Here is a 25,768-nt window from a genome sequence, read left to right as displayed (position 1 = left end):
TAAATCTAAATTAATGCAAATGTATAGATCTTACGTAATTGATTGTTTACTATTTAGAATTATTTTAAATAATATTTTTCTATGGAAATTCTAAAGCCATTTCTCTTTTAAATCATGGTTTCATCTATGATTTTAGAGATCCTATTGACTATATTAATGATTGGTTAGACTGATGCATGTGTGTATTTTTAGCTTTTAAGGCATAGTTTTTAGCCAAGACCTGGGGATAGTTGGATCTATGGATTAACTTTATGGGGAGTAATGCCTACAGCAGTATACCGATAAATTTATTTTTCATCGTAGGCCTAACGATCAACATGATGTAAGCCCAGTTTTGGGAGGACTTAAGCATGTTTTCTCCATTCATATAGGCGAAGGTATCTGAGTGAAAAAACTGGCTATACCCAGATTGAATCGATAAGGCATCGTTGATAAGCCAGCCAAAAGTGAAATCAATTTCGCTACCCAAATAACGATTCAAAAGTGGAGGACTTGTTTCTCTCAAATAAAAAACTTGGCTATGTGCACGAAAGAAATGATAGTCACCTTGAATGAAGAACTTTGGGTTTAAAGTGAAGCGCGTCTTTATAGCATAATCTTCTAAGCCTACAGTGTTTTCGTGTCTTCCACCGACATAAAAGAGATCCATATATCCATTAAAAATGTGGTTTGTTCCATAGAGTGGTTGATATGAATTGTTTATGGATGAAGTCAAGTTGCTGGTACCGCTTAGGTGTTCTGCACTTGCCGAAATTGTCCACTGCCTGCCTACTACATTTTTATTTGCAAAGGAATGTTTGATGTTTAAATTGAAATTATAAGCGTTGACGCTTGTCCCTGTTATATCTTGCCCTACTTGATGGTAATAGAATCCAGAAAACGCTGTGTTTCCAACTGGATATTTCAAAGTAGGAATTCCTATGGTAGTCTTATACCTGATTCCCTCTTCTAGCATATTTCCTAGATTATCGACTTCGTGCCAATACCTACCATCATTCCAGACAAGTGCCGAAAACATGAACTTGCCCCACTTGTTTTCATACCTTGCCATTTGGGCTGTTTTATATTGATGAGGAATAAGGTATGGTTGCTCAAAGAGTGTCTGCTCAGCTTGATTGTATGCACCACCAAGATGAAGTTTCATCAAATTCTTTTCATATTTAACTAGTGCAAAGTCATGTGACCTAGCTTGTAGTGCCCAATCTAGATTTCCTAAGAACCTGAAATTATCATAATTCAATTCTTGCCTGCCTAATTTAATTGCCCAGTTTTCAGTCAAGTTGATTTCTCCCCAGGCTTCATGCACGGAAAGGAAATTGTCTGTTGCCTTGATTTGTGGCGTACTGCCCCAAGTTCTGATATCTTGTATACTCATGTAAAATTTCAAGTTCTCAGTTTGATATGTAGCCTGTAGTCTTGCCCTATGTGCGGTGAAAACTGTGGGTGTTTGATCTTTGCTGATCAAACCCCCAAATCCATTTCGGTATTCAGAGCGCTGAATAAATTGACCATCAATATTGAATTGTGCTTGAAGATCAAAGAAGCTGATTGTTAGCAGCATGGTTAATATAAATGTTATAAATTGTTTCATGATGTTAAAGGTTTATGGTTTTTGATTGAATTCTCTTAATGGTTTTTGGGTATTGTTGTTGAGTTATCAATTTTTTCATTAAACCAAACTTTCTTCTGAGGTAACTACTGATATTTCTTAAGTGATAAATTAAGTAGTATAACTATATAATAAGGTCTATTAATGTGTGGCTTTCTTTTTATAAGATCACTTTTGACACTGTTATTAAGTTTGAGCTGATAGTTTGCTTGATTTTATTTAACCGTAAATTTTATGGTTTTTGATAATTAAGTTTAAATACTTAATAAATGTATATATTTTTTTCAGTAAAAATACTTAATTTTGTTAAAAATTTATATCTTGCCAATCAGTAAAGAGACCCAAGCTGACCATTTAGATAAAAAATTTTCAAACAACTTAAACTTTATTGCCATGAAAAATCTATCAAACAAGGCTACACGTATTGATTTACTTAATTTTAAGACTCCTCAGATGAAGGCATTTCATTTATCTTGGATAGCCTTTTTTCTTTGCTTTTTTGGTTGGTTTGGAATAGCGCCATTGATGGCGGTGGTCAGGGAAGAATTGGAGCTTACCAAAACCCAGATTGGAAACATTATAATTTCATCTGTAGCTGTTACCATAGTCGCGAGGTTGTTTATTGGATGGTTGCTTGACCGTATTGGTCCAAGAATTACCTATACTTATTTGTTAATATTGGGAGCTATCCCGGTGATGTTTATTGGACTTAGTAATAGCTATGAGAGTTTTTTAATCTTTAGATTAGCTATCGGTGCTATCGGAGCGGCATTTGTAGTGACGCAATACCATACTTCAGTGATGTTTGCTTCCAATATTGTGGGGACAGCCAATGCTACTTCAGCAGGGTGGGGGAATTTAGGTGGGGGTGTTACTCAAATTGTGATGCCATTATTATTTGGGCTTTTTGTTAGCCTAGGTTATCTTGATGGACAAGCCTGGCGGCTGGCAATGATCATTCCTGGGATCCTGATGGTGGTGTGTGGAGTATTGTATTACAAATACACCACTGATTTGCCGGAAGGGAATTTCAAAGACCTGAAAAATAATCAAATAAAAGGAAGAGAAGGTGATAAACCTAGCAAAGGTGCTTTTGTTACTGCACTTAAAGATAAGCGGGTATGGGCATTGTTTTTAATTTATGGGGCTTGTTTTGGGATTGAGTTGACCTTAAATAACATTGCAGCTATTTATTACCATGACTACTTTAATTTGGACTTGAAAACAGCGGGACTGATTGCAGGTTTGTTTGGATTGATGAATTTGTTCGCAAGGTCAACAGGAGGGTACTTGGGAGATAAAGCTGGCATGAAATGGGGTTTGAAGGGAAGGGTATGGATCTTAGGAACTGTTTTGCTACTTGAAGGGGTTTCGTTATTGATTTTTTCTCAAATGACTGTGCTCTTTCTGGCAATTGGTACCATGGTTATTTTTAGCATGTTTGTTCAAATGGCTGAAGGAGCTACCTATTCGGTCGTGCCTTTTATCAATAAGAAAGCCATCGGAACCGTTTCAGGGATAGTGGGTGCTGGGGGGAATGCTGGAGCCGTAATGGCAGGGTTTTTATTCAGGTCTGAAAACCTGTCTTATCCTGATATTCTTTGGATACTAGGCTTGATTGTGATAGGGATTTCAAGCACTACTTTGGTTATTAAATTTTCAAGTTCAGAAGAAAAAGTAGCTGCTGAAGAAATTGAGAACATTGAAGCAAGCAAGGGGATTTTAGAGCCGGCTTAATGGGCTTTTGTAACGGATCAGTTTTATGAAATCAGAAAGTTTTAAAAGTACTTGTTCTTATTGTGGAGTAGGTTGTGGAGTGGTAATCAGTCGTGATCAAAAAGGTGCTATCAAGGTTACTGGAGATGAAACCCATCCGGTAAATCAGGGTATGCTTTGCTCCAAAGGAATGAACCTTCATTATGTGGTAGAAGATCAGTCGGATAGGTTACTGACTCCTTTGATGAGAGAAGGGAAGGGGTATGGATTGAAGGTGGTGGATTGGGAAAGTGCCATGCGCAGGGCTGCAGCTGTGTTTACATCTCTGATAAAGAAGTATGGGCCAAATTCAGTAGGGTTTTATGTTTCTGGGCAATGTCTCACAGAAGAATATTACTTGATAAATAAGCTGACTAAGGGATTTTTAAGGACAAACAATATTGATACAAACTCTAGGCTTTGTATGAGCTCAGCGGTGATGGGCTATCAATTGACATTGGGTGAAGATATAGTCCCTACAACTTATGAAGATATTGAGTTAAGCGATTGTATCATGGTTGCTGGAGCTAATCCTGCCTGGTGCCATCCTATTCTGTGGAGAAGGGTAGAAAAACATAAAGAAACCAATCCTAATGTAAAGATCATTGTCGTAGACCCTAGGAGAACTCAAACTTGTCAATTGGCCGATTTGCATTTGCAACTTATTCCTGGTACAGATGTAATCCTATATTACGCCATTGGTCGTTGCTTGATTGAAAACCAAGCTGTAGATAGGGAATTTATTGAAAATCATACAGATGGATTTGAGAAGTACTTGGAAAAAGTGATGCAAACTTCCCTGGAAGTAGCTTCGCAGGTTTGTGGGATACCAATCCCAGCTATCCAATTGGCAGCTAAGTATATTGGAGAAGCTAAAGGTTTTTTGACCATGTGGGCCATGGGGCTCAATCAAAGTGCTGACGGGGTCGCTAAAAATCTGGCATTGATTGACCTCAACCTGATCACAGGTCAAATAGGAAAACCTGGTTCGGGGCCATTTTCCCTTACCGGACAGCCGAATGCCATGGGAGGAAGAGAAGTTGGAGGGATGGCCACCATGTTGTCTTCACATCGTAAGCTAGCAGACCCAAAACACAGAAAGGAAGTTGCTGATTTTTGGGGCGTAGAGGATATCGCTGCTTCGCCTGGTCTTACAGCCACACAAATGGTTGATGCACTGGAATCAGGGGAGATGAAGGCCATTTGGATTATTTGCACCAATCCTTTGGTAAGTCTTCCAGATACCAACAAGGTTGAAAAAGCTTTGAAGCATGCAAAGTTTGTAGTAGTTCAAGACATTTCTAATAAGGCAGAAGCTATACCTTATGCGGATTTGGTCTTACCGGCAGCAGGTTGGTCAGAAAAGGAGGGAACCATGACTAATTCGGAAAGGAGAGTTTCTTACCTCAGAAAGGTCAAAGAAGCACCAGGTGAAGCCTTGCCAGACGCGGAGATAATCATTCGATTTGCCAAAATGATGGGGTTTAAGGGATTTGACTATGGTGAAATGTCAGAGGTCTTTCAGGAGCACTGTAAGCTTACCAAAGGTACCAACATAGATGTGTCAGGATTGAGTTATGCTATGCTAAAGGAAAGAGGTACAGTCCAATGGCCATTCACTTCAACAGCTAGTAAAGGGACAACACGCCTGTTTTTAGATAAGAAATTCTTCACGGCAAATCAGCGTGCACAAATCAGTGTTGAAGAAAATATAGCAACAAATGAGCCCTTAAGCGAGGAATTTCCTCTTGTACTTACTACAGGAAGAATCAGAGACCAATGGCATACGATGACCAGAACAGGGAAAGTCAATAAATTGAAGCAGCACATTTCAAAACCATATCTCGAAATTCACCCCTTGGATGCTCAAGCAAGAAAGCTGGTTGAAAACGACACGGTCATGGTGATTGGAGGCAGAGGAAAAGTAAAATTACTTGTAAAAATCACAGTTGATATTCGGCCAGGGGTGGTTTTTTTGCCCATGCACTGGGGAAGAATTTTTGGAAGTGACTTTGCCAGAACCAATAACCTCACTGGAAATGCCATAGATCCAATTTCCAAGCAGCCGGATTTTAAATATACGGCTGTCCAAGTGAGTAAATTTGTAAAGCCAAAACAAAGAATTGTAGTGGTAGGAGCAGGCGCTGCTTCCTACAGGTTCATTCAGACTTATAGAGAATTGAATGATGTTGATGAAATTACAGTATTTTCCAAAGAAGAACACCCTTTCTATAACCGAGTCCTATTGCCAGATTATGTATCTAAACACAAAACTTGGGCAGAGCTTCAAAAGCTCAAAGTGGGGGAGCTAGAGCAACTCAATGTTAAGTTATTTGTGAAAAATGGAATTGAGCAAATTGATGCTGAAAATAAATTTGTCCTAGATGAGTCAGGAAACCAACACCCTTATGATGTATTGATATTGGCCACAGGAAGTAGGGCATTTGTACCAGCAGATGTTCCTGTTTATTTGCCGGGCATTTTTACCATGAGGAGTAAAAACCACGCCGATGATTTGGTGAATTACCTCAATGGAAAAGGACATGTAGTGATCATTGGAGGGGGATTGTTAGGTTTAGAGCTAGCAGCATCACTTCGCGAAATTGATATACAAGTGACTGTGATTCAGCTTGCCTCAAGGTTGATGGAACGGCAGCTGGATCCAGTCGCTAGTGCCCTGTTGAAAGATAAAATTGAAGAGATGGGGGTAAGTTTATACTTGAATAATCAAGTGTATAAACTAGAACAAGCAAATCCACAGGGGCTTAAAGTACACCTCAAAAGTGGTGCTGTTTTGGACTGCTCTGCTGTAGTCTATGCCATAGGTACACGACCCAATATGGAGTTAGCCAAAGAGATAGGTTTAGCGAGTGGGGCTGGTGTCAAAGTCAATCAGCACATGAAGACTTCAGATCCTTATATTTATGCTTTGGGTGAAATAGCAGAATACAATCAACGGCTCAATGGTATCACGGCTGCGGCTGAGCAGCATGCAGAAGTAGCGGCAAGATACATCAATGGAGATGAACTGAGTGCCTATGAAGGAACGGTTCCCATGAATATATTGAAGTTTGCTGACTTAGACCTTTGTTCAATTGGTATTCCTGAAGTGCCAGCCAACCAAGAGGGGTATGAGGAAATATTACTTATGGATACCTCTCAAAGGTATTATAAAAAATGCATTGTCTATCAAGATAGGTTGGTAGGAGCTATATTGTTAGGTGATAAGTCAGAGTTTTCCGAATTCAAGAGCCTAATCGAAGATCGGATAGAGCTTTCGGACAAAAGGAAAGAATTGCTAAGGGGTAAATCTAGTCACGCAGCTCCCATCGGTAAGCTTGTTTGTACCTGTGGCAATGTAGGTCAGGGTAACCTTGAAGCCGCGATTCAACAAGGAGTACAAAGTCTTCAAGAGATTTGTCAGGTAACAGGAGCGGGTTTAGGTTGTGGAAGTTGCAAGCCAGAAATTAAAAATTTACTTTTAGAAAATAGTCAATTACAAACAGTGTGATGGTAGAAAATAAGGATGATTTAAGGCCTATCGAAAAGTCAGACTTGGTTAGGGTATTTGTCAAGGGGGGGATTATATCTCCAGGAGATTTCAATAAAATCATTCAAGTAGCTCATGAGCAGGGTAGTGCCTATGTGCATCTTGGTTCAAGACAAGATATTCTTTTCCCTGTGGTCAAAAAACATGTAGAGGTATTAGATAAGACCTTTCAGTCTATCAATATTGGATATGACACAGACAAAGAGGCTTATCAAAATATAGTGACCTCTTATACTTCTTTAGACGTTATGCCGACTACACAGTGGTTGGCATCCCATATTTATCATTATATTTTGGATACCTTTGATTACCAGCCAAAGTTAAAGATTAATATTACAGACCCAGTTCAAAACTTAGTGCCCTTATTTACTGGAAATGTGAATTTTGTGGCTTCTAGACAAGAGAATTATTGGTACATGTTTTTGAGGTTCTCTGAAATCAACCAAAAGCCTTGGTGTGCACCCATGCTGTTTTTTGGATTTGAATTAGCTCAAATAGCCAAGAGGATTGAAGATTTGGATCCGTTAGCATCCAACCTAGGCTATGAATCCATATACCAAAAAGCAATGGAAGGCTTGAAACTCAATTGCCATCCATGGGAAGAAGAGCTCCAATTTACAGAAACGATAACTCCTTATTATGAAGGGATGAATAGGATCGCTGGAGGGAAATATTGGTTGGGGCTTTATTGGCGCAACAATAAGTTTAGCATAAGTTTTTTAAAAGCCTTATGTAAGTTATGTATGGAGACCAATATTGGTACCCTGAGTTTGACCCCATGGAAGTCTTTGATTGTTAGGGGGATCTCAGAGAAAGAGAGGCTGAGTTGGGAAAAGCTCCTAGGGAAATTTGGTATCAATATCAGACATTCAGCACTTGAGCTAAATTGGCATATACCAGTCCTAAATAAAGAAGCATTAGATATCAAAGATTTCCTTGTAAGAGCACTTGATAAGCAAGATATTAGCACTTATGGTTTGTCTTTTTCAATCAAAGTAAGTCGCATGGTACTTTTTACAGCGATAGTAATTGAAAAATGTATAGGGTCAAGCGATAAAGATCCTGTTACATTTAATGTGATGTATGCGAAGGGCTTCAATCCCAATCAATCGGAGTACTTCTATTTTGTGAAAAATATTCCACTTGCCGTAGTGCCCACTGTGCTAATCGAATTGAGTCAAAAGTACTATGATCAATGGGATGAGGATAAACTGATGTTAGAGAGAAAAAAGGAAGTTCAAGTGGTGTCCACCAATCGTTTTAAGAGATTTCAGTGCGCTTCTTGTCTTACTGTCTATGATGAAGCGATTGGTGATCCTGCATCTGGGATACAAGAAGGGACTTCTTTTTCAAAACTGGGACAGGATTATTCCTGCCCTGTCTGTGATAGCCCGAAATCTGCCTATCGGGAAGTTTGAGAAGCATGCCCTAATGCAGCTGTGTATAGTTGATTTGAACACAATCTAAATGTCTCCACTGCTAAGTAGTCTGAAATTTTTGGTTTATCAAATAGCTTTTTTGCTCGATTTTTTCTTTTACAACTTGTCCAATGATAATAATAGCAGGTGCTGCAATTTGCGCATTCTTTTGTAAATCAGAAATAGCCGAAAGTGTTCCAAATACAGACTTCTCTTGAGGAAGTGATCCCTGCTGAATCAATGCGATAGGCTCATTACCTCCTCTCTCATTTTTGAAGATTTCTATGATTTGATCAAGCTTGTTAATTCCCATCAGAATGATGGCTGTGGTATTTGACTGAGCAGCCGCTTTGATGTCTTTTGAAAGGCTTCCGTCTTTTAAAGTTCCAGTAACTACCATAAAGCTTTCATTGATCAACCTTTTGGTGATCGGAATACCAGCTAGACCTGGTACTGATAATGCGCTACTAATTCCAGGAATATAAGTACTTGGAATTCCATGGCTTGAAACATACTCCATTTCTTCATGACCTCTACCAAATACAAAGGGGTCTCCACCTTTTAACCTTACCACATGTCCCATTGCCCGTGCATAGCCTACAATCATTTCATTGATTTCTCCTTGCTGCTTATAATGGTGTCCTGCTCTTTTTCCCACAAAAACCTTTAAGCAGGTTGGGTGGGCATGATCTAGCAATGCCTCGTTGATTAATGCATCATAAAGGATAACAGCGGCTGATTGTATTGCTTTGAGACCTTTTAAGGTGATCAGTTCTGGATCACCCGGTCCAGCACCCACTAAAGTAAGTTTTGCTTCCGTATTCATAACCTTTGGTTTTGGTTTCTGCGTATAAATTTAAGTAAAAATACTTAAAAATACTTATTTATTTTAAAATTATATCTTAAATTAGCGGAGAAGTTAAGTGTATGTACTGTAATCGTCTTAATAGGGTTTGTGGAACTTCCAAGACTTCAGCTTTGAATATTTACATTTTGAATAAAATTTGATAGAAATGAAAAGGATCATTGTAATTGGAAATGGCATGGTTGGCTATAAGTTTTGTGAAAAGCTGGTAGCTTCAAATTACGCAGCACATTATACACTAACTGTGTTTGGAGAAGAACCTTGGCCTGCCTACGATAGGGTTCATTTGAGTTCATACTTTTCAGAGGCAAATGCTGAAAAATTGTACATGGCACCATTGAGTTGGTATGAAGCGCATGGCATTGACCTAAGAATCAAAGAACTTATCGTCGGTATTGATAGGCAGTCAAAAGCTGTTATTTCACATAAAGGGGAAACCTATTTTTATGATTATTTAATCCTGGCTACTGGCTCAGGTGCATTTGTTCCCAACATCAAAGGAATAGACAAAAAAGGAGTTTTTGTGTACAGGACTTTGGAAGATCTAGAACATATCATGTCTTATGGTAAACAGGTTCAAAGTGCAACAGTGATTGGAGGAGGGCTTTTAGGGTTGGAAGCTGCAAAAGCTGTTTTAGACATGGGATTGAGCGCTGATGTAGTAGAATTTGCAAGTAGGTTAATGCCTAGACAATTGGATGAAGCTGGGGCTCATTTGTTAAAAACTAAGTTAGAACAACTGGGAATTCAGATTCACTTGAGTAAAATGACTACCGAGATTACTGGCAACAAGGCAATAGCAGGTTTAGCCTTTGCAGATGGTACCTCCCTTGAAACGGAGATGTTGATCATTTCAGCGGGCATTAGACCCAGAGATGAATTGGCACAAACTTGTGGTCTTCAAGTTCATGATAGAGGTGGATTTGTAGTTAATGATAAGTTGCAAACTTCCGACCCTTACATCTTTGCAATAGGAGAGGCGGCATCTGTTGAAGGCATTGTTTATGGTCTGATTGCTCCTGGTGTTGAAATGGCCAGGCAGGTTGCTAATCAGCTGATGGGACAAGAAGTGACACCATTCACATCATTTGATATGTCCACCAAGTTAAAGTTGATAGGTGTGGAGGTAGGTAGCTTTGGAGATCCCTTAGGTGAATCAGAGCCAGTGGAAACCATTGTTTTTGAGGATAAGGTAAAAGGGATATATAAAAGAATTAATATTTCCAAAGCACGAAAAAGACTTGTAGGTGGGGTTTTGGTAGGGGACACTTCGTCTTATGGCATGCTTTTGCAAATCGTACAAAATCAACTGGTATTACCACCCAATCCTGAAGATCTTATATTAGGAAGCAGGGGAGACCAGACAGCAGGATCGGGATTAGGCATTGATGCGCTCCCTGATTCAGCTCAAATTTGTTCTTGTGAAAACATTTGTAAATCAGCGCTATGTGGAATCATAGCAAGTGGAATTGAAGATATAGGTCAGTTAAAATCAAAATCTAAAGCCGGAACAGGGTGCGGTGGCTGCCTTCCTTTGATGAATGATTTGCTAAAGCATCAGCTCAAAACCATGGGTAAGGTGGTTAAAAATGTTGTTTGTGAACATTTTGAGTATACTAGGCAAGAGCTTTTAGATATCATCAAAGTGAAGCAAATAAGGTCCTTTAAGGTTTTGCTCACAGAGGTGGGACAGGGAGATGGTTGCGAAATCTGTAAGCCGTTGGTCGCTTCCTTATTGGCCAGTACATGGAATGAGCACATCACCAAGCAAGATACCATTCAGGATACCAATGATCGATTTTTAGCAAATATCCAAAAAGGTGGGACATATTCTGTAGTTCCTAGAATCCCTGCCGGTGAGATTACTCCTGATAAGTTAATAGTCATAGGAGAGATAGCCAAGTCCTACGGCTTATACACAAAAATCACAGGAGGTCAACGCATAGATATGTTTGGTGCACGGGTAGAGCAACTACCAGATATTTGGGAGAGATTGATTGATGCAGGTTTTGAAAGTGGACATGCCTATGGTAAATCATTGCGAACGGTCAAAAGTTGTGTTGGTTCTATGTGGTGCAGGTACGGCGTGCAGGATGCTGTCTCCTTTGCAATAGAAATAGAGGAGCGGTATAGAGGACTTAGGTCTCCTCACAAGCTAAAAAGTGCAGTTTCTGGATGCACCAGAGAATGTGCAGAAGCACAGAGTAAGGATTTTGGGATCATTGCAACTGAGAAAGGGTGGAACTTATATGTATGTGGCAATGGAGGCACTAAGCCACAACATGCGCTATTACTGGCAAACGATATTGATAGTGAAACCTGCATCAAATACATTGATAGGTTTCTGATGTTCTATATCAAGACAGCAGAGCCGCTGAACCGTACTGCTACGTGGCTAAATAAGTTAGAAGGTGGTATAGCATATTTAAAAGATGTCGTAGTAAATGATGTATTGGGTATAGGGGAGGAGTTGGAAAAGGAAATGCAGTTTGTGATTGATACGTATGCATGTGAATGGAAAGAAGTCGTCAACAATCCTGAATTGAGAGCTAAATTCAAGCCTTTTGTCAATTCAAATGAAGGAGACCCCTCTATCAAATTCAAAGCACTAAGAGGCCAAAAAATACCAGCGCTTTCACAGGATTGAATAAATCACGAATAATAAAATAGTAGAAACATTATTGTATAACTAGCGATTGATTTGCAATGAAATTCAGACTTATTCCTAATTCGAAGCATAGCTTTTAGTCTATTAGCATAGCCCAAAAACCTTTAAATTTTACTGTCTAAGCATTTTTATGCTAGAAAATTTCTAAACTTCTAAAAATACATGTTCATGTCAGCATTAGTAGAAAAATTAAGTTCAAAACAACAAGATTCCCTTATTTGGTTTAAAGCCGCAGCGATAAGTGACTTTCCAGACGATGGTGGGGCCTGTATAAAATACAAAGGCTATCAGGTGGCTGTTTTCAACTTTGATAACAAACAGCGATGGTATGCATGCCAAAACCTTTGTCCACATAAAAAAGAAATGGCACTGGCCAGAGGACTTACAGGGTCATGTAAAGATGAACCAAAAGTGACTTGTCCTTTTCATAAAAAAAGTTTTTCATTGCATTCAGGAGAAAGCCTGAATGAGGAGGCGTATTGCATCAAAACCTTTCCAGTCAAAGTTGAGGAAGGACATGTATACGTAGGTTTTGATAGTAGCTATTAAACTTCTTTGCTTCTTTCTCTTACTTTCTTAGAAATTAAAAATGAGCATGTAAAAGCTTGCAGCTACTTACCCTCTGGCATCAAGAAAAGCAAAAGTTTAGCTTTAGTCCTTGCGTTGCAGGTGTTACTGGGTATATTATTAATTTAATTGGTAGGTTTTAAGTATTATTACCTAAATTTGATCTTATTGAATAGTTTTTAACATGAAGAAAGTGGTTTCTGGACGCCTGACCTTTGAAAATTTACGTTGGAGATATCTTATTGCTTTATCAGCAATAGCATTGACTATCGTAGTTAGTCAAGCACTCCTTCAACATCATATATCCATGCAAACCTCCGATTCTGTTGAAATAAACCTTTCGGGAAGACAGCGTATGCTTAGCCAAAGAATTTCAAAAGCGGCTTTGATTTTGACAACAGTGGATGATAATGTGCTGGTAAATGAATACAAAACTGAAATTGAATCAAGCTTACTGGATTGGCAAAAAACACACCAAGCACTACAGTTTGGAGAAACTAATTTAGGTTTGAAAGGCATCTCGGATGCCAAAATCAAGACTTACTTTGAGCAGATCCAAGAAAATTTTGATGCAATTGTTGACAATGTATCCAACATATTGATCTGGGTGGAGCAAGGAAGAGTGCCCAATGCTTATGATGACCTCTGGATCAATCAAATTCTTGCTAATGAAAGGGTGTTTTTGACAGGAATGGATCAAATAGTATACACTTTTGATAGAAATGCCCATCAAAAAGTACTGAGTTTGCGAAAAGTGGAATTTTGGCTATTTGGGATTACATTCCTTTTAATTTTAATAGAAGTTAGGTTTATATTTTGGCCTTCTGCTGTCTTGATAAGAGATAATTTCATCAAATTGTCGGAAGGAGAGGCCAAGGCAAAGTCAATGGCATTGGAACTGTCCTCCTTGTATGAAACTTTAGTGAATTCTTACCTAGAGATAGTTGACACAGAGCCTCTTCTTAATGAATTACAAGTCTTTGGTAAATTTGAAATTCAAGGGGAATTTAAGTTGATCTCGGCACATTTTAAAGACGTCATGCAATTCTCAAATCCACCTCAAAACTTTTTTGATTGGTTGGTTCAGCAAGGTGTAGAGGAGATTTATGTGTCAAAAATTCAAGAGATTTTGTCTAAAGGATTGTCTTGGGAAGGAGAATTACGCCTTTTTAATCAAGAAGGGGATTTCATTTGGCTGGATATGAATCTAACACCTTTGCTAGAGAAGTCAGGAGAGGTTTCAGAGATACTTTTTACAGCCACTGACATGACTACAGTGAAGGAGGCACGGGCCAGGTCTCAAGAGATTCACCGCGAAAATCTTGAGAAGAAACTTAAAGAACAACAATATCGGTCTTCGCTTATTTTGGAAGGGCAAGAAGAAGAGAGAAGGCGGATATCAAGGGATTTACATGATGGAATAGGGCAGTACCTCACTGCACTAAAATATAGCTTAGATGGGATCAACGATGTTAAAACTCAGCAAGAAGTGATTCGCCTAGATGTGTCCAAAGAGTTGATCGGTAAAGTAATCAAAGAAGTTCGCAGGGTTTCATTTCACCTGACCCCTGTGATCCTGTCTGACCACGGTATTGCCTCTGTATTGAATAAATTCAGTCAAGAAATGAGTAAGATTTCACGAATTCCCGTTATTTTCGAAAATCTATCAGGATTTATCTCCAGACTAGATTCAAAAATAGAAAATAACCTTTACCGAATCGTACAAGAGGCAGTTAACAATGCTATTAAGTATGCAGATGCTTCTCAAATCACCATAAAATTGTCCCACAATGCAAAATTTCTTCACATTGAGGTGGCAGATGATGGGATTGGTTTTGATTATGAAAAGCTTAAGCAAGATGGGCACTTCACGGCTTCAGGTCATGGGATTTTCAATATCAAAGAGAGGGTAAGCCTTATAAATGGTAATTTTGAATTAATTACCTCATTGGGCAATGGTACAAGTATAAGAGTAGAAGTTGAGTTGGAAAATTAGGTTTTAAACCCAAAGATAATTTTATGGAAAACATAAGAGTAGTGCTAGCTGATGACCATGTGGTGGTAAGAAATGGGATAAAAATGCTTCTGGAAAGTGAAGAGGAAATTAAAGTGGTTGGTGAAGCTTCTGATGGCTTGGAAGCATTGGATGTGGTGAAAGCCGAAAATCCAGATATTTTGATCATAGATATTAGAATGCCTAATATGAATGGCTTAGAGGCTACAAGCAAACTACATGCTTACTCGCAACATACCAAAGCACTGGTTTTATCCATGCACAACGATGAGGACTATATCATCAAGTCAGTGGAGTCTGGAGCTGCAGGTTATTTGCTAAAAGATACTTCCAAAGAAGAGTTTTTAAAAGCGATCAGGCTGGTATTCAATGGGGGAAAGTATTTTAGTGGAGATATTAGCAATGTTTTGGTCAATTCCTATTTGAATAAGGTGAATACCAAAAATACAGCTTCAGGAAATAGCAAAGAGAAAAACTATGATTTGACTCAGAGGGAGAAGGAGATCTTAAAGCAGATCTATCAAGGAATAGGCAATAAAGATATCGCAGCTGCTTCTGGAAAAAGTGTTCGAACCATTGAGTCACATCGTTTCAATATCATGAAAAAGCTTAAAGTCAATAATGTAGTTGAGTTGATCAAAAAAGTAGATGAAGAAGGTGAATTGATGAGAGCCATAGGGCTAAAATAGGGTAAGTAATTTTCAATTGGGATTATGGTGAGGGTGAAAAAATCTAAGCTCATAAAACCAATCCAGAAGGAATGATTTCTAAATCTTTTTTGCTGTTGAAGTTTGTAAATAAAAATGGGCTTGGTGCCACCAATTTATCCAATGGAATTTCTTGATGAATCGATTTTTTTATAAAATCTTGCATTTTTAGCTTATTACTTCTTAAGCAAGTAACAATCATTTCCAATACTGATGTTGGATAAATAGCAAATAGGGGATTATACCTGCCCGCTATTGAGCTGACATTGATTCTTTGTTCCAAGGACTTATCTAGCAAATAGGTCAAAGCTTGTATTGGGATCAATGGTATGTCACAACTCAAAAGGAGGATGTGCTTTTTTTGGGAAAATGATAGGGCTGTAAATAGTCCACCTAGAGGACCTCGGTTCTCAATTATGTCCTCAAAGCATGGGCTTTCAAAGTGTTTGTAATTTGCTTTGTTGCTGATGATGTTGCAAGGGATGTGAAGATGATTCAATTTCTCAATGAGGTGTTGAACCATGGCTTTACCCAGAATTTTCACAAGTCCTTTATCCTCTCCCATTCTAGAGCTTTTACCCCCAGCCAATATGAATGCTTCTATGCTTTTTGGATCCATTGTTTCTAACAGTTGTAGTATGCTACCCGATCTCCAACAGCTTTGATGGTATGTTCTGCTGGAATTTCGACAGTAACGTTGGCTTTTCCATAAGCTATAAGATTAAATGATTCTTGTCCAGAAAGAATTGACACTCCATTTTGTGATTTTTTAGCTTTTAAAAAATGAGTAAATCCATTTTTCCCAGAGAATGTATTTTCTAGTGGTAAGAAACCCGAAGGTTCCCAGCAATCAGAATGCCCCATCCACTGTAAAATTGATGGTTTGATATATTGTGAAAAGCAAGTGAAGACAGCACAAGGGTTTCCTGGTAGTCCAAAGACCAATTTACCTGAATTAGCCCCTGCATAAAATGGTTTTCCTGGTCTTTGACTTACCTTGTAAAACAATTCTTCCACACCAGCTTGATCCATACCTTGTTTTACAAAATCATATTCTCCAACAGAAATTCCACCAGACACGATGATGATGTCGTGGCTAGCTAGAAAGCGAACCAAGGTTTGGGAAGTTAGTTTTTCATCATCTTTCAGGTTAACCGTTTCCACAGTATTTATCCCAAGTTGACGTAGAAAGCCTTTAAGTATCGGTCCATTCGCATCATAGATTTCACCCTCTTCAAGTTCAGTACCTACTGTTTTTATTTCATTTCCAGTAAGAATTATACCTATAGATGGTTTTCTATAGACAGGCACTTTGTCTATACCTACTGAAGCTAATAGTCCCATAATGCCAGGAGTAATAAGCACTCCTTGGTCAATTAGCGTATCTCCAGCCCTGTTTTGAGAGCCCTTTAGCCTTATATTAGCTCCTTTTTGAATTCTTTGTTTGTCAAAGTATATCCTGTCTTCCTTTCTCTTGATCAATTCTTGGGGAATTATGGTATCTACACCTTGAGGTATTTTTGCACCTGTAAAAATTCTACAGGCCTGACCTGAGGCTATATTATTGATTTTTTTAGAACCCGCTTGAATAGTTGAGACGACTTGATAGTTGTCATCAGAAGACCAGGCAATGCCATAACCGTCCATTGCAGCGTTGTCAAAGGCAGGGGTTTCAATTGAAGCCTTTATAGGTTTAGCGGTGATGCTATCAACGGCGAGGTTAAGGTCTTGCAGTTCACAAGCTCCTATAGGGCAGGTATTTTTCAGAATCGATTTTGCTTCTTGTACGCTAATCATTACTCGAGTTTGTTAGATATGAAGTGTCTAATCACTGCACTAAATTAAAAAAAAATAAGTAAATACAAGTAATAGTACTTAAAAAAATAAGTAATATTACGCTATTAGAGCAAGTGTTCTCTGTTTTCAGCTTATGAATTGCACTTAATTTCTATTGAAGGTTTCTGAAAGCTTTCTATTTTGAATTTGACAACAATACTTGATAAACAGAAAGATGGGTCGGTATTATAGCAAACCACTCCTTACTCGCAGGTAATTAGTGAAAGAAAGTCAAAAAAATTAATTCTCGAAGAAATAAATACCTGTATACGCAACAATGTTGCATTTAAATTATTATTGAACTATTTTAGACAATGGATAAAATCAAAATTGGTGTACTTACTTGTTCAGATAGAGCAGCAGCCAACATTTATGAAGATATTTCAGGCAAAGAAATAATGTGCTTTTTTGAGGAGGTGCTTGTTGGGGCTTGGGAGCCGATTTATCAGGTGATCCCAGATGATAAAGAAAATATCGTTTCTACCTTGAAATCAATGGCTGTAGAGCAATGTGCTTTGATCGTCACCACAGGAGGTACTGGTCCTGCACCAAGGGACGTAACACCAGAAGCTACTGAAGAGGTTTGTGATAAAATGTTACCAGGCTTTGGGGAATTGATGCGTCAGGTGAGCATGCAGTATGTGCCAACGGCGATTTTATCTCGGCAGACTGCAGGAATCTATAAGCAAAGTCTCATTGTCAATTTGCCTGGTAAGCCATCTGCAATACGTCAATGTCTCGAAGCCGTTTTCCCTGCAATTCCCTATTGCTTAGAATTGATAGGGGCTTCCTATTTGGAATGCGATGAATCTAAGATTAAAGTCTTTAGGCTAAAAACCTAGCGGTTTTTTAATAGCAATGAATCATTCAAATCAGGAAAATACACTTATAAATTAGATAACAATGGATGAAAATTTGGAAGAAATCAATCAATTAACCCCCTGTTTTTCCAAAAGAGGCGGGCTACTTCCTGTCGCAGTTCAGGAATTTGGCTCAGGTCAGATTTTAATGATGGCCTCTGTAGATAAGCTGGCGTTAGAATTTACGCTAAAAAATAAAATTGCGGCTTTTTACAGTACCTCAAGAAAAAAACTGTGGGTTAAAGGAGAATCATCAGGAAACCGGTTGCTGGTAAAAAAGGTACTCATAGACTGTGATCAGGATGCTTTGGTATATCAGGTTATCTTGGAAAAAGGTGGGGTTTGTCATACATTTAACAAACAAGGAAACAACCGAAAGGCTTGTTTTTACAGGTCAGTCAATGTAGAAAACCAAATATTGGATTTTTTAGAACCTTAAATGATTATACATGACAATCTTTGCAGTAACCTTCTACGGCGATAGTCTCGAAGTTGATGTTTTTTCCTGTCAAATCATTAAGGTATTCGATGGGTAAATCTGGAAGGACTTCAACTTTCTGGCAGCATTTACACCTGAATTTGGGACTGTTTTTGATTTCTTTATTTGTAGTTTTAAGTGTAAAAAGGAGGTTTCCGTCAGTACAGGGGATTTTTTGAAGTATATCTTTTTCTGTCAAAAGTATTAAAATACGGTATACTGTGGTTCTATCCATTTTCTCCTTGAGCAATTGATGAAGTTGGCATAAGGAGTAGGCCTTGTTGTTTTCAGTCAAATGCTTGAGTAAACTTACCCTATTGCTATTGGGCCTGATTCCATGCATTTTCAGGATGTTTTTAAATTTTTCCATTGTGTTTATAATTTTTTGGAACTGGATCATAGCCATGAGTACTCCAAGGATGGCATTTAGAAAGTCTCTTTAAACCAAGCCACAGTCCAGCAAAAGCACCATGGGTTTGTATGGCCTGAATCATGTAATTTGAGCAACTTGGTTGATGCCTACAAGAAGATGGAAACATTGGACTGATGAACCATTGATAGAGCTTAACAGGCAATATGAACAGCCACTTAATCATGGTTTGAAATCTTTATAAAGCATACTTGGCTGTATAGCATCATTGTTTTGGTATTTTCCTGAGCTGTAAGTTTCAAAGGGTTTTGAAATATCATGATAATACACTTGACAAATTTCTATTCCTGCATAAATCTTTATGGGTTGTACACAGAAAATTTCTAATGTCCAGTAGCCGCTGAATCCTACATCCCCAAAGCCTGCAGTGATATGTACGAAAAGTCCCAATCGTCCAATTGATGACCTTCCTTCAAGCATTGGGACTAAATTCTCCGTTCGAGTATATTCTATTGTTCTACCCAGATACAACCTGTTAGGTTCCAGTATTAGTCCTTTCTCTGGTATAATGATTTCTTCTTTAGCATGTTGTTTTTTCATGTCTAAAACCTCATCTCTGTAAATCAGCAGCTTGTTGTCAAGGCGGAGGTTGTAACTGTTTGGATTAATCCTTTTATCACTAAAAGGATGGATAAATATATCTTTGTTTAGCCGACTTTTGATTTCTACGCCACTTAAGATCATACGGTAGGGGTATTTACTTTGGTGGTAATTGCATTTTGAATAAGCCTTTCGATACCTTTTCTTTCAATATCTCGACCGATGAAAATCAATACCAATTTTGGGAATTCATCTTTCCTTTTCTGTTTGGAAATTGTAAGCTTGTTTCCAGTCGACTGAACCAAAACAGCTTGTTCTTCCCCTTTTAGCCTTACAAAGCCTTTGATTCTGTACAGCTGGTGGTAGTATAAAAAAATAGAAGTGGAAAGTACAGCATAAAGTTGATCTCTGTCAAATTCAAAAGGTACTTCCACAGCGATGCTTTTCATGCGGTGAACAGGCTTAATTGCATCCAGTGTTGAATGATCTACCTGGGTAAGGATACTGTCAGTACTTGTATCCAACAGCTCAAAATCAAATTTCCCAAATGTGGTAAGTGTGATTTTTGCAAGAGGATTGATTTTTTCAACATCTGATTTAACAGATGCAGCATATTTTTTTTGTACCAAATCAGTTTTATTAATCAAAATCAAATCTGAAGCCACAATTTGACGGTACATTTCTGGAACCTCTTTTACCCTGTCTTCAAAATTTTCGGTATCTATCAAACAAACTACCTGTTGAAAATCAAAGTATTGCATCACGTCCTCACGCTTAAATATTGATGCCAACTGTCCTGCATCTGCCACACCTGAGGCCTCTATAAACAAATTGTCTGGCTGGACATCTGCCTGAATCATTTGAGACATTACTTCGATCAGCTCATTGTCTAGGGAACAACAAATACAACCATTGTTCAATTCGAACAATTTGTTATAATTTTTGGTGACCAGTGCTGAGTCCACTGAACTTTTACCAAATTCATTTTCTATTACATAGTTGAACGCTGATTTACTTCTAGACAACAGGTGGTTTAAAAGAGTTGTTTTTCCTGCTCCCAAAAATCCTGTAAGAAGATAGGTTTTGATTCTTTTGGACATGTTCCTTTTTTACGGCAAGATATCCTATATTTATAATAAATGCAACAATGTTGCATTAAATAAAAGGTCTCATCCTTTTTTACCCAATCCATTTGCAATTTAAAATTTATAGATGCAACTTTGTTGCATGTTATGTAATGATTATACATTACTGCTATAAAATTCGCAATAAAACAAAGGGATAATGGTATGAAAGCCATGTTTTCTGACAACTGTTTATCTAATCAAGCTGGGTTTCATCTTAATCATGAGAGGCATTTTGACCTTTTTCTTATTGATCATTTCAAACTATGCCATTGCTCAAAAGAGTCAATTGTCAGGAGTAGTTTTTGATGAAAACTTAAAATCTTTAGAAGGGGCAACTGTTCAACTCATATCAGCTCGCTTAGTAGTTTTAACTGATCAGCAAGGCAAGTTTAATTTTTCTGGACCTTTTGATAAGAATGATACTTTATTGATTGCCCATTTGGGATTCGAAACCTTAGAGATCGTGCTTTCATCAATGCAAGAGGAAAGGTTTTTAAAAGTGAAACTTAAACCTTCCGATCAATTGCTTTCTGAAGTGATGATAGAGGCCAATACTATTTCGCATCGTAAACAAGAAGATGCAATGAATATAGAAATTGTGAGAAGGAATTTTATTCAAAAAAATTTGGGTGGAAGCCTTATGCAATCCTTAGAGCGCCTTCCTGGAATCAGTAGTATTGGAATTGGTTCAGGTCAGTCAAAACCTTTGATAAGGGGCTTAGGCTTCAATAGGGTGGTGGTATTGGATAAAGGGGTGAAGCATGAAGGCCAGCAATGGGGAGCTGATCATGGCTTAGAACTGGATCAGTTTGCTGCAGAAGAAGTAGCGCTAATCAAAGGCGCTGCTTCATTCATCTATGGATCAGACGCCATTGGTGGTGCCATTAATGTGAAACCTGCAAGGCCTCCAGTTGCTAACACTTTTGGAGGTTCAGTTGATGTAATCGCAAAATCAAATAATAACCTATATGGCACTTCAGTCAATCTTTATGCTAGAAAAAACAGGCTTTTTTTTGATACAAGATTAACATACCAGCGCTATGGTGATTATCGTGTACCAACTGATATCGTCCATGTGTATGATTTTCCAGTAAGTTTATCTGATAACTACTTACGGAATACTGCTGGCTTAGATAAAGGTTTTCACATTCAAACAGGCTATATAACAGAAAAGCTAAAATCTATTTTTTATCTCAGCCATATTCATGGTAAAAGTGGTTTTTTCGCCAACGCCCATGGATTGGAACCGAGAAGGGTAGATACAAAACTCCATGATAGCTCGAATCGAGATATTTTGATGCCAAGTCAGCACGTAGATCATTACAAAATCATCAACCGAAGTGATTTTAATTTTGGTGAACACCAAATTGAAATGGAGTTAGGTTACCAATGGAATTTCCGACAAGAGTATAGTCCGTATGTGAATCACGGTTATATGCCTCCTGTGTATCCTGCTGATATGAATGTGTCTTCAGTGCTAGAGAGAGCGTTTGATAAAAAGGTATATTCGATCAACATGCGTGATATTCATCTGCTTGGAAAACACGAATTCACCTTCGGTATCAATAGTGAATATCAAGATAATGCTATTGGTGGATGGGGTTTTTTGGTGCCTGCCTTTACGCAGCTTACAAGTGGAGCTTTTCTATATGATAAGTTTTCCATCAATGAAAAGCTAATGCTCCATGGTGCTATCAGGTATGATTATGGACATATCAATACTTTGGAATACACGGATTGGTTTACCTCTGATATTACTACCCCAGATGGGGAGGAATTCTCTGAAAATATTCAAAGGGCAGCTTCGCTAAGTCGAAGTTTTAACAGCTTGGTTTGGTCTGCTGGGCTAAATTATAACCTTGAAAGATTTCAAGTAAAAGCCAATATTGGAAAAAGTTTTCGCATGCCAATTGCTAAAGAGTTAGCAGCAAACGGTGTCAATTATCATTATTTCAGCTATGAACGTGGAAATCCTAAACTTTCTCCTGAAGAATCTTATCAAGCCGACCTCGGTATAAATTGGACAAGAAGTAAATGGACGATCCAGCTTAGTCCTTTTTTGAATTATTTCTCAAATTACATTTATTTGAATCCTACTCCAGATCATGATTATTATTATGGTGCAGGAAATCAGGTGTTTGAATATACCCAAAGTCAGGTGTTAAGGTATGGAGGTGAAATCCAATTAGGATATGCCCTGTTTAAAAACCTTACTTCAGCACTTTTAGGTGAATATGTATATTCCTATCAGTTGTCTGGGGATAAGAAAGGATATACATTACCTTTTTCACCACCTCCTTCTCTGATATTGAATCTTACTTGGTCACCTGAAATAAAGCGTTTTTTTCAGGATACTTATTTCTCATTCGATTATCGCATCACTGCCAAACAACATCATATCGTGCCTCCAGAGAGGAAAACTCCCGGATATCAAGTGATTAATGTACAGCTAGGTACAAAACTTCAATGGAATAATCGGCCATTTTTACTTAGTGTACAAGCTCAAAACTTATTGAATACAAGGTATCTGAACCACACGAGTTTTTATCGCTTAATAGCCCTTCCTGAAGCTGGTAGAAACATTGTCATAAACTTAAGCATACCATTTACTAAACAAACCAAACTAAATAAAAATGGAAAAAAGTGACTACTCAATTAAAGATTTGATTTGTAATAACCACCTTACAAAGGTAGTGTTTGTCCTCTTGTTGACATTTTCCTTTGCTTGTAATGAGGATGCAGATATTGATCCTGTGGTTTCAATTTTTATAGAAAATGTTGAAATAGGATCTGGAAACAACGGTATAGGAATTATTGGAAGAGACTTTCATTTTGACATGGATGTTGAGGCTCACCATCGCATTGATATCATCGAAGTGTCAATTGAACAACGAACAGAAGAAACTTACACTGAGGATTGGTCTTTCAAAATAACTTGGGAGGAATTTAAAGGAGCAAGAAATACGAACGTTCACAAACATTTTAATATTCCGAATGATGCACCTGAAGGTGTGTTTGATTTTGTAATTCGGGTAAGTGATGAAAGTGGTGGAGTCCACAAAGAAATACATTCAATTGAACTTAACAGTGCCGCATCACTTCCTGTAGATCCTCAAGTTTACTCCTTGATGGTCAACAAAGTCGATCAAGGTTTCTTCTATATCATGAATAGAGGCTTTGTTGATTCTGAGCTAATAACTTTTTCAAAAGATGAAATCATGAACACTTACATTGATATTAGAAATGTTAAAGACAATGGGACTTTATATGTACTCATTATAAAAAAGAGTGAGCAACATTTGCCAGAATCGATAGACAATATTGACTTCTCGAAAGTGATTGTTGCAGATGTCTTGGAGCATGTTGGGTTAGAAGAAGTCACTACAGTTAATAATTACATTGGAGTGCCAGGAAATGCTCCTCAGAAACTTACGATCGGATCAACTATGGATAATCATTCCCCTGAACCTAATCCTATCGAAGATAATAAAGCTTGGGAAAATGGAGCGTACTACTATGGCGTAGTTTACACAAATACCACCCACAACATGAGTGCCTTTTACTACTTCAGTTTTAATATATCTGGATTTTAATCTAAAACTTTCAAACATATACACTTAAATAACTAAAAACAATGTTCAAGTCAAAAGTAAATCCTTTAATGCGATTACAATCGCTTTTTGTCTTTCTTCTAGTCGTCTTATTTTCCTGTCAAGATGAGGATGATGTAGCCCCAGATCTAGCTATACCGACCATAGAAAATGTAGAAATAGGTTTGAATAATAATGAGATTGGCGTTGTTGGACGTGATTTTCATTTCAATGCTGATGTAGTGGCAGGAGATAGAATTGAAAACATTCAAATCAAAATTATGCAGCGAGAAGATGAAACCTACGCACAAGCATGGAGTCATGAAGTAACTTGGGATCAGTACATAGATGCCAGAAATACCAATGTGCATAGACACTTCAATATTCCTGAAGATGCCGTAGAAGGCAAGTACGATTTTCTAATCATCGTAAATGATCAAAATGGTACTAAGCTTGAAGAATTAAGGGCTATCACAATTTATGAGGCAGAGAATTTACCAGTAGACCCACAACTCTCTGGTTTTGCAGTGATCGAAGTAGATGAGGATTTTAATCAGCTAAGACGTATTTACAATATATTACTTCCAGAATCGGGGGATCGACAGGCTAGTGAAGGTCAAATAATATCCACCTTTGGAAATGTTTCTGGAGTAAAGGGAGATGGAAAAATGTACTTTGTTATCATCAATAAGAAGCATAACCATAGGCCAGAAACTATCGAAGCATTAGATTTTTCTAAGGTAATAGTCTCTGATTATTGGGAACATAAGGATATTGCAGAAACGAGGGTTTTGAGTACTTTATCAGATCATTCTACTAGCAGCACCCGTCAGCCTACTTTTGTGATAGGTACAGAGATGGATAATAATATTCCTGCAAATGCAGTTTCTGGGGAGAAATCATGGGAAACAGGTGATTATTATATAGGTGCAATCTATCATAATGATACCTATAATATCGGCTTATTTCAATACATAGAGGTTTCAATAACTATGGAATGATTGATAGAACCTTACAGTTGCAGAAATCAATAACATATCAATTTATAACTACTTAGATCAAATTAATAAGTGCAGGCTGGCTCAGCTCAATGGGGGGATTTCCCCCTTGAGTTGCATTACATCTTGAAAATTATGGAATGCTGGAAATACTAAAATTCCAGCATTCCTTCATATTGCTAAATCAAATCGCTTCCATGAAAAAGAACCTTAATATAATATTTTTGACACTCCTAGCCCTAGTTTTTGGCTGTGAAGAGAAAATGGAAATAGATACAGAGTACCCAGAAATAATAATGACCATTCCTGATGCATTTCCTGTTCAATGTAGTACCCTTAAGAGAGGAGAATCATTTACTTTCAGGGTTTTACTGCATGATAATGTAGCATTAGGGTCTTATAGTTTGGATATTCACCATAACTTTGACCACCATTCTCATAGTACTGAAGTAGAGGAGTGTGATCTAAATCCAATGAAAACCCCAGTAAATCCCTTTCTGTTTATTCGGAATTATCCTATTCCAGCAGGTCAAAGGAATTACGAGACTTCTATGGATATTGAGGTCCCTTTAGATATTGATCCTGGTGATTATCATTTTATGATTCGTGTTACGGATAAAGAAGGGTGGCAAACTTTAAGAGGAATCAGTATAAAAATTGAATGAGCTTAGTTAAAAAGAACTTATTCTTATAAAGAGTAAGAAGCTAATAGCATTGTCTAGCAGACAATTTTATTACTGATAATCTAAGAGTGGA

21 protein-coding genes are annotated in these 25,768 nt (G+C 37.8%); 13 read left to right on the top strand and 8 right to left on the bottom strand.

Translation table 11 applies throughout. The annotated features are described in order from the left end of the window. Window positions 1–265: 265 nt before the first annotated feature. Window positions 266–1,591, bottom strand: coding sequence for an alginate export family protein (locus MM239_RS08930; protein ID WP_241347862.1), 1,326 nt, complete (start codon window positions 1,589–1,591; stop codon window positions 266–268). 411 nt (window positions 1,592–2,002) lie between these two features. On the opposite strand from MM239_RS08930, the gene MM239_RS08925 reads away from it, so the two are divergent. From MM239_RS08925 to MM239_RS08915, 3 genes are read left to right on the top strand one after another with little or no spacing between them, the layout of a single operon-like run. After that, on the top strand, window positions 2,003–3,346 hold the full coding sequence (locus MM239_RS08925; RefSeq protein ID WP_241347861.1) for an MFS transporter: 1,344 nt from the start codon (window positions 2,003–2,005) through the stop codon (window positions 3,344–3,346). Window positions 3,347–3,371: 25 nt separating this feature from the next. Continuing rightward, window positions 3,372–6,875, top strand: a complete 3,504-nt coding sequence (locus MM239_RS08920; RefSeq protein ID WP_241347860.1) for a nitrate reductase — start codon at window positions 3,372–3,374, stop codon at window positions 6,873–6,875. Then, window positions 6,875–8,332: a rubredoxin gene (locus MM239_RS08915; RefSeq protein ID WP_241347859.1), complete on the top strand. Its 1,458-nt coding sequence runs from the start codon at window positions 6,875–6,877 to the stop codon at window positions 8,330–8,332. Before MM239_RS08920 ends, MM239_RS08915 begins: the two co-directional genes overlap by 1 nt. A gap of 61 nt (window positions 8,333–8,393) precedes the next feature. Here MM239_RS08915 and cobA read toward each other — a convergent pair whose 3' ends face one another. Beyond that, the gene (cobA, locus tag MM239_RS08910; RefSeq protein ID WP_241347858.1) at window positions 8,394–9,158 is read right to left on the bottom strand and encodes a uroporphyrinogen-III C-methyltransferase; all 765 of its coding nucleotides are present in this window, start codon (window positions 9,156–9,158) and stop codon (window positions 8,394–8,396) included. A gap of 187 nt (window positions 9,159–9,345) precedes the next feature. On the opposite strand from cobA, the gene nirB reads away from it, so the two are divergent. The 4 genes from nirB to MM239_RS08890 all read left to right on the top strand — a co-directional run bounded on the left by nirB (window position 9,346) and on the right by MM239_RS08890 (window position 15,135). Next, a complete protein-coding gene (nirB, locus tag MM239_RS08905) occupies window positions 9,346–11,844 on the top strand; it encodes a nitrite reductase large subunit NirB (RefSeq protein ID WP_241347857.1) in 2,499 nt (832 codons plus the stop codon). Between the two features lie 189 nt (window positions 11,845–12,033). Next, window positions 12,034–12,414: a nitrite reductase small subunit NirD gene (gene nirD, locus MM239_RS08900; RefSeq protein WP_241347856.1), complete on the top strand. Its 381-nt coding sequence runs from the start codon at window positions 12,034–12,036 to the stop codon at window positions 12,412–12,414. Between the two features lie 202 nt (window positions 12,415–12,616). Beyond that, entirely contained in the window at window positions 12,617–14,428 is a 1,812-nt protein-coding gene (locus MM239_RS08895; protein ID WP_241347855.1) for a sensor histidine kinase, read from the top strand. 23 nt (window positions 14,429–14,451) lie between these two features. Beyond that, the gene (locus tag MM239_RS08890) at window positions 14,452–15,135 is read left to right on the top strand and encodes a response regulator transcription factor (RefSeq protein ID WP_241347854.1); all 684 of its coding nucleotides are present in this window, start codon (window positions 14,452–14,454) and stop codon (window positions 15,133–15,135) included. A 49-nt stretch (window positions 15,136–15,184) separates the two neighbouring features. Here the strand turns inward: MM239_RS08890 and MM239_RS08885 are convergent, their stop codons facing one another. Beyond that, entirely contained in the window at window positions 15,185–15,772 is a 588-nt protein-coding gene (locus tag MM239_RS08885; protein ID WP_241347853.1) for a molybdenum cofactor guanylyltransferase, read from the bottom strand. A 5-nt stretch (window positions 15,773–15,777) separates the two neighbouring features. Further along, window positions 15,778–16,950, bottom strand: coding sequence for a molybdopterin molybdotransferase MoeA (locus MM239_RS08880; RefSeq protein WP_241347852.1), 1,173 nt, complete (start codon window positions 16,948–16,950; stop codon window positions 15,778–15,780). 353 nt (window positions 16,951–17,303) lie between these two features. On the opposite strand from MM239_RS08880, the gene mog reads away from it, so the two are divergent. Further along, window positions 17,304–17,831, top strand: a complete 528-nt coding sequence (mog, locus tag MM239_RS08875; RefSeq protein WP_241347851.1) for a molybdopterin adenylyltransferase — start codon at window positions 17,304–17,306, stop codon at window positions 17,829–17,831. Window positions 17,832–17,892: 61 nt separating this feature from the next. Further along, complete coding sequence (locus MM239_RS08870; RefSeq protein WP_241347850.1) at window positions 17,893–18,288, top strand: phosphoribosyl-AMP cyclohydrolase; 396 nt, start codon at window positions 17,893–17,895, stop codon at window positions 18,286–18,288. Window positions 18,289–18,292: 4 nt separating this feature from the next. Here the strand turns inward: MM239_RS08870 and MM239_RS08865 are convergent, their stop codons facing one another. The 4 genes from MM239_RS08865 to MM239_RS08850 are packed head-to-tail and all read right to left on the bottom strand — an operon-like array spanning window position 18,293 to window position 20,397. Beyond that, window positions 18,293–18,697, bottom strand: a complete 405-nt coding sequence (locus MM239_RS08865; RefSeq protein ID WP_241347849.1) for a Fur family transcriptional regulator — start codon at window positions 18,695–18,697, stop codon at window positions 18,293–18,295. Further along, complete coding sequence (gene yidD, locus MM239_RS08860) at window positions 18,684–18,923, bottom strand: membrane protein insertion efficiency factor YidD (protein WP_241347848.1); 240 nt, start codon at window positions 18,921–18,923, stop codon at window positions 18,684–18,686. The genes MM239_RS08865 and yidD overlap by 14 nt, the downstream gene beginning before the upstream one ends. Then, a complete protein-coding gene (gene dcd, locus MM239_RS08855; protein ID WP_241347847.1) occupies window positions 18,920–19,441 on the bottom strand; it encodes a dCTP deaminase in 522 nt (173 codons plus the stop codon). The genes yidD and dcd overlap by 4 nt, the downstream gene beginning before the upstream one ends. Then, on the bottom strand, window positions 19,438–20,397 hold the full coding sequence (locus MM239_RS08850; protein ID WP_241347846.1) for a CobW family GTP-binding protein: 960 nt from the start codon (window positions 20,395–20,397) through the stop codon (window positions 19,438–19,440). Before MM239_RS08850 ends, dcd begins: the two co-directional genes overlap by 4 nt. A gap of 247 nt (window positions 20,398–20,644) precedes the next feature. Here MM239_RS08850 and MM239_RS08845 point away from each other — a divergent pair, with 247 nt between their 5' ends. From MM239_RS08845 to MM239_RS08830, 4 genes are all read left to right on the top strand, one after another. Further along, complete coding sequence (locus MM239_RS08845; protein WP_241347845.1) at window positions 20,645–23,071, top strand: TonB-dependent receptor; 2,427 nt, start codon at window positions 20,645–20,647, stop codon at window positions 23,069–23,071. Then, entirely contained in the window at window positions 23,058–24,017 is a 960-nt protein-coding gene (locus tag MM239_RS08840) for a DUF4625 domain-containing protein (protein WP_241347844.1), read from the top strand. The genes MM239_RS08845 and MM239_RS08840 overlap by 14 nt, the downstream gene beginning before the upstream one ends. A 41-nt stretch (window positions 24,018–24,058) precedes the next feature. Continuing rightward, window positions 24,059–25,015 carry a DUF4625 domain-containing protein gene (locus MM239_RS08835; protein ID WP_241347843.1) on the top strand — a complete coding sequence of 319 codons (957 nt, stop codon included), beginning with the start codon at window positions 24,059–24,061 and terminating at the stop codon, window positions 25,013–25,015. Window positions 25,016–25,209: 194 nt separating this feature from the next. Next, complete coding sequence (locus tag MM239_RS08830; RefSeq protein ID WP_241347842.1) at window positions 25,210–25,677, top strand: DUF4625 domain-containing protein; 468 nt, start codon at window positions 25,210–25,212, stop codon at window positions 25,675–25,677. The last annotated feature ends 91 nt before the right edge of the window (window positions 25,678–25,768 follow it).

This window comes from Belliella filtrata, from assembly GCF_022549775.1.
In the GTDB taxonomy this organism is placed as follows: Bacteria; Bacteroidota; Bacteroidia; order Cytophagales; family Cyclobacteriaceae; genus Belliella; species Belliella filtrata.
Note: the sequence above shows the minus strand (reverse complement) of the source record. Positions and strands in the feature narration are given on the sequence as shown.

Coding starts and splice junctions, on each gene's coding strand:
- yidD (WP_241347848.1), bottom strand. CDS start 18,923: ATGATTAAGTGGCTGTTCATATTGCCTGTTAAGCTCTATCAATGGTTC.
- MM239_RS08845 (WP_241347845.1), top strand. CDS start 20,645: ATGAGAGGCATTTTGACCTTTTTCTTATTGATCATTTCAAACTATGCC.
- MM239_RS08920 (WP_241347860.1), top strand. CDS start 3,372: ATGAAATCAGAAAGTTTTAAAAGTACTTGTTCTTATTGTGGAGTAGGT.
- MM239_RS08895 (WP_241347855.1), top strand. CDS start 12,617: ATGAAGAAAGTGGTTTCTGGACGCCTGACCTTTGAAAATTTACGTTGG.
- dcd (WP_241347847.1), bottom strand. CDS start 19,441: ATGATCTTAAGTGGCGTAGAAATCAAAAGTCGGCTAAACAAAGATATA.
- MM239_RS08880 (WP_241347852.1), bottom strand. CDS start 16,950: ATGATTAGCGTACAAGAAGCAAAATCGATTCTGAAAAATACCTGCCCT.
- MM239_RS08925 (WP_241347861.1), top strand. CDS start 2,003: ATGAAAAATCTATCAAACAAGGCTACACGTATTGATTTACTTAATTTT.
- MM239_RS08840 (WP_241347844.1), top strand. CDS start 23,058: ATGGAAAAAAGTGACTACTCAATTAAAGATTTGATTTGTAATAACCAC.
- MM239_RS08930 (WP_241347862.1), bottom strand. CDS start 1,591: ATGAAACAATTTATAACATTTATATTAACCATGCTGCTAACAATCAGC.
- nirB (WP_241347857.1), top strand. CDS start 9,346: ATGAAAAGGATCATTGTAATTGGAAATGGCATGGTTGGCTATAAGTTT.
- MM239_RS08885 (WP_241347853.1), bottom strand. CDS start 15,772: ATGGATCCAAAAAGCATAGAAGCATTCATATTGGCTGGGGGTAAAAGC.
- mog (WP_241347851.1), top strand. CDS start 17,304: ATGGATAAAATCAAAATTGGTGTACTTACTTGTTCAGATAGAGCAGCA.
- cobA (WP_241347858.1), bottom strand. CDS start 9,158: ATGAATACGGAAGCAAAACTTACTTTAGTGGGTGCTGGACCGGGTGAT.
- MM239_RS08870 (WP_241347850.1), top strand. CDS start 17,893: ATGGATGAAAATTTGGAAGAAATCAATCAATTAACCCCCTGTTTTTCC.
- MM239_RS08890 (WP_241347854.1), top strand. CDS start 14,452: ATGGAAAACATAAGAGTAGTGCTAGCTGATGACCATGTGGTGGTAAGA.
- MM239_RS08865 (WP_241347849.1), bottom strand. CDS start 18,697: ATGGAAAAATTTAAAAACATCCTGAAAATGCATGGAATCAGGCCCAAT.
- MM239_RS08835 (WP_241347843.1), top strand. CDS start 24,059: ATGTTCAAGTCAAAAGTAAATCCTTTAATGCGATTACAATCGCTTTTT.
- nirD (WP_241347856.1), top strand. CDS start 12,034: ATGTCAGCATTAGTAGAAAAATTAAGTTCAAAACAACAAGATTCCCTT.
- MM239_RS08830 (WP_241347842.1), top strand. CDS start 25,210: ATGAAAAAGAACCTTAATATAATATTTTTGACACTCCTAGCCCTAGTT.
- MM239_RS08850 (WP_241347846.1), bottom strand. CDS start 20,397: ATGTCCAAAAGAATCAAAACCTATCTTCTTACAGGATTTTTGGGAGCA.
- MM239_RS08915 (WP_241347859.1), top strand. CDS start 6,875: ATGGTAGAAAATAAGGATGATTTAAGGCCTATCGAAAAGTCAGACTTG.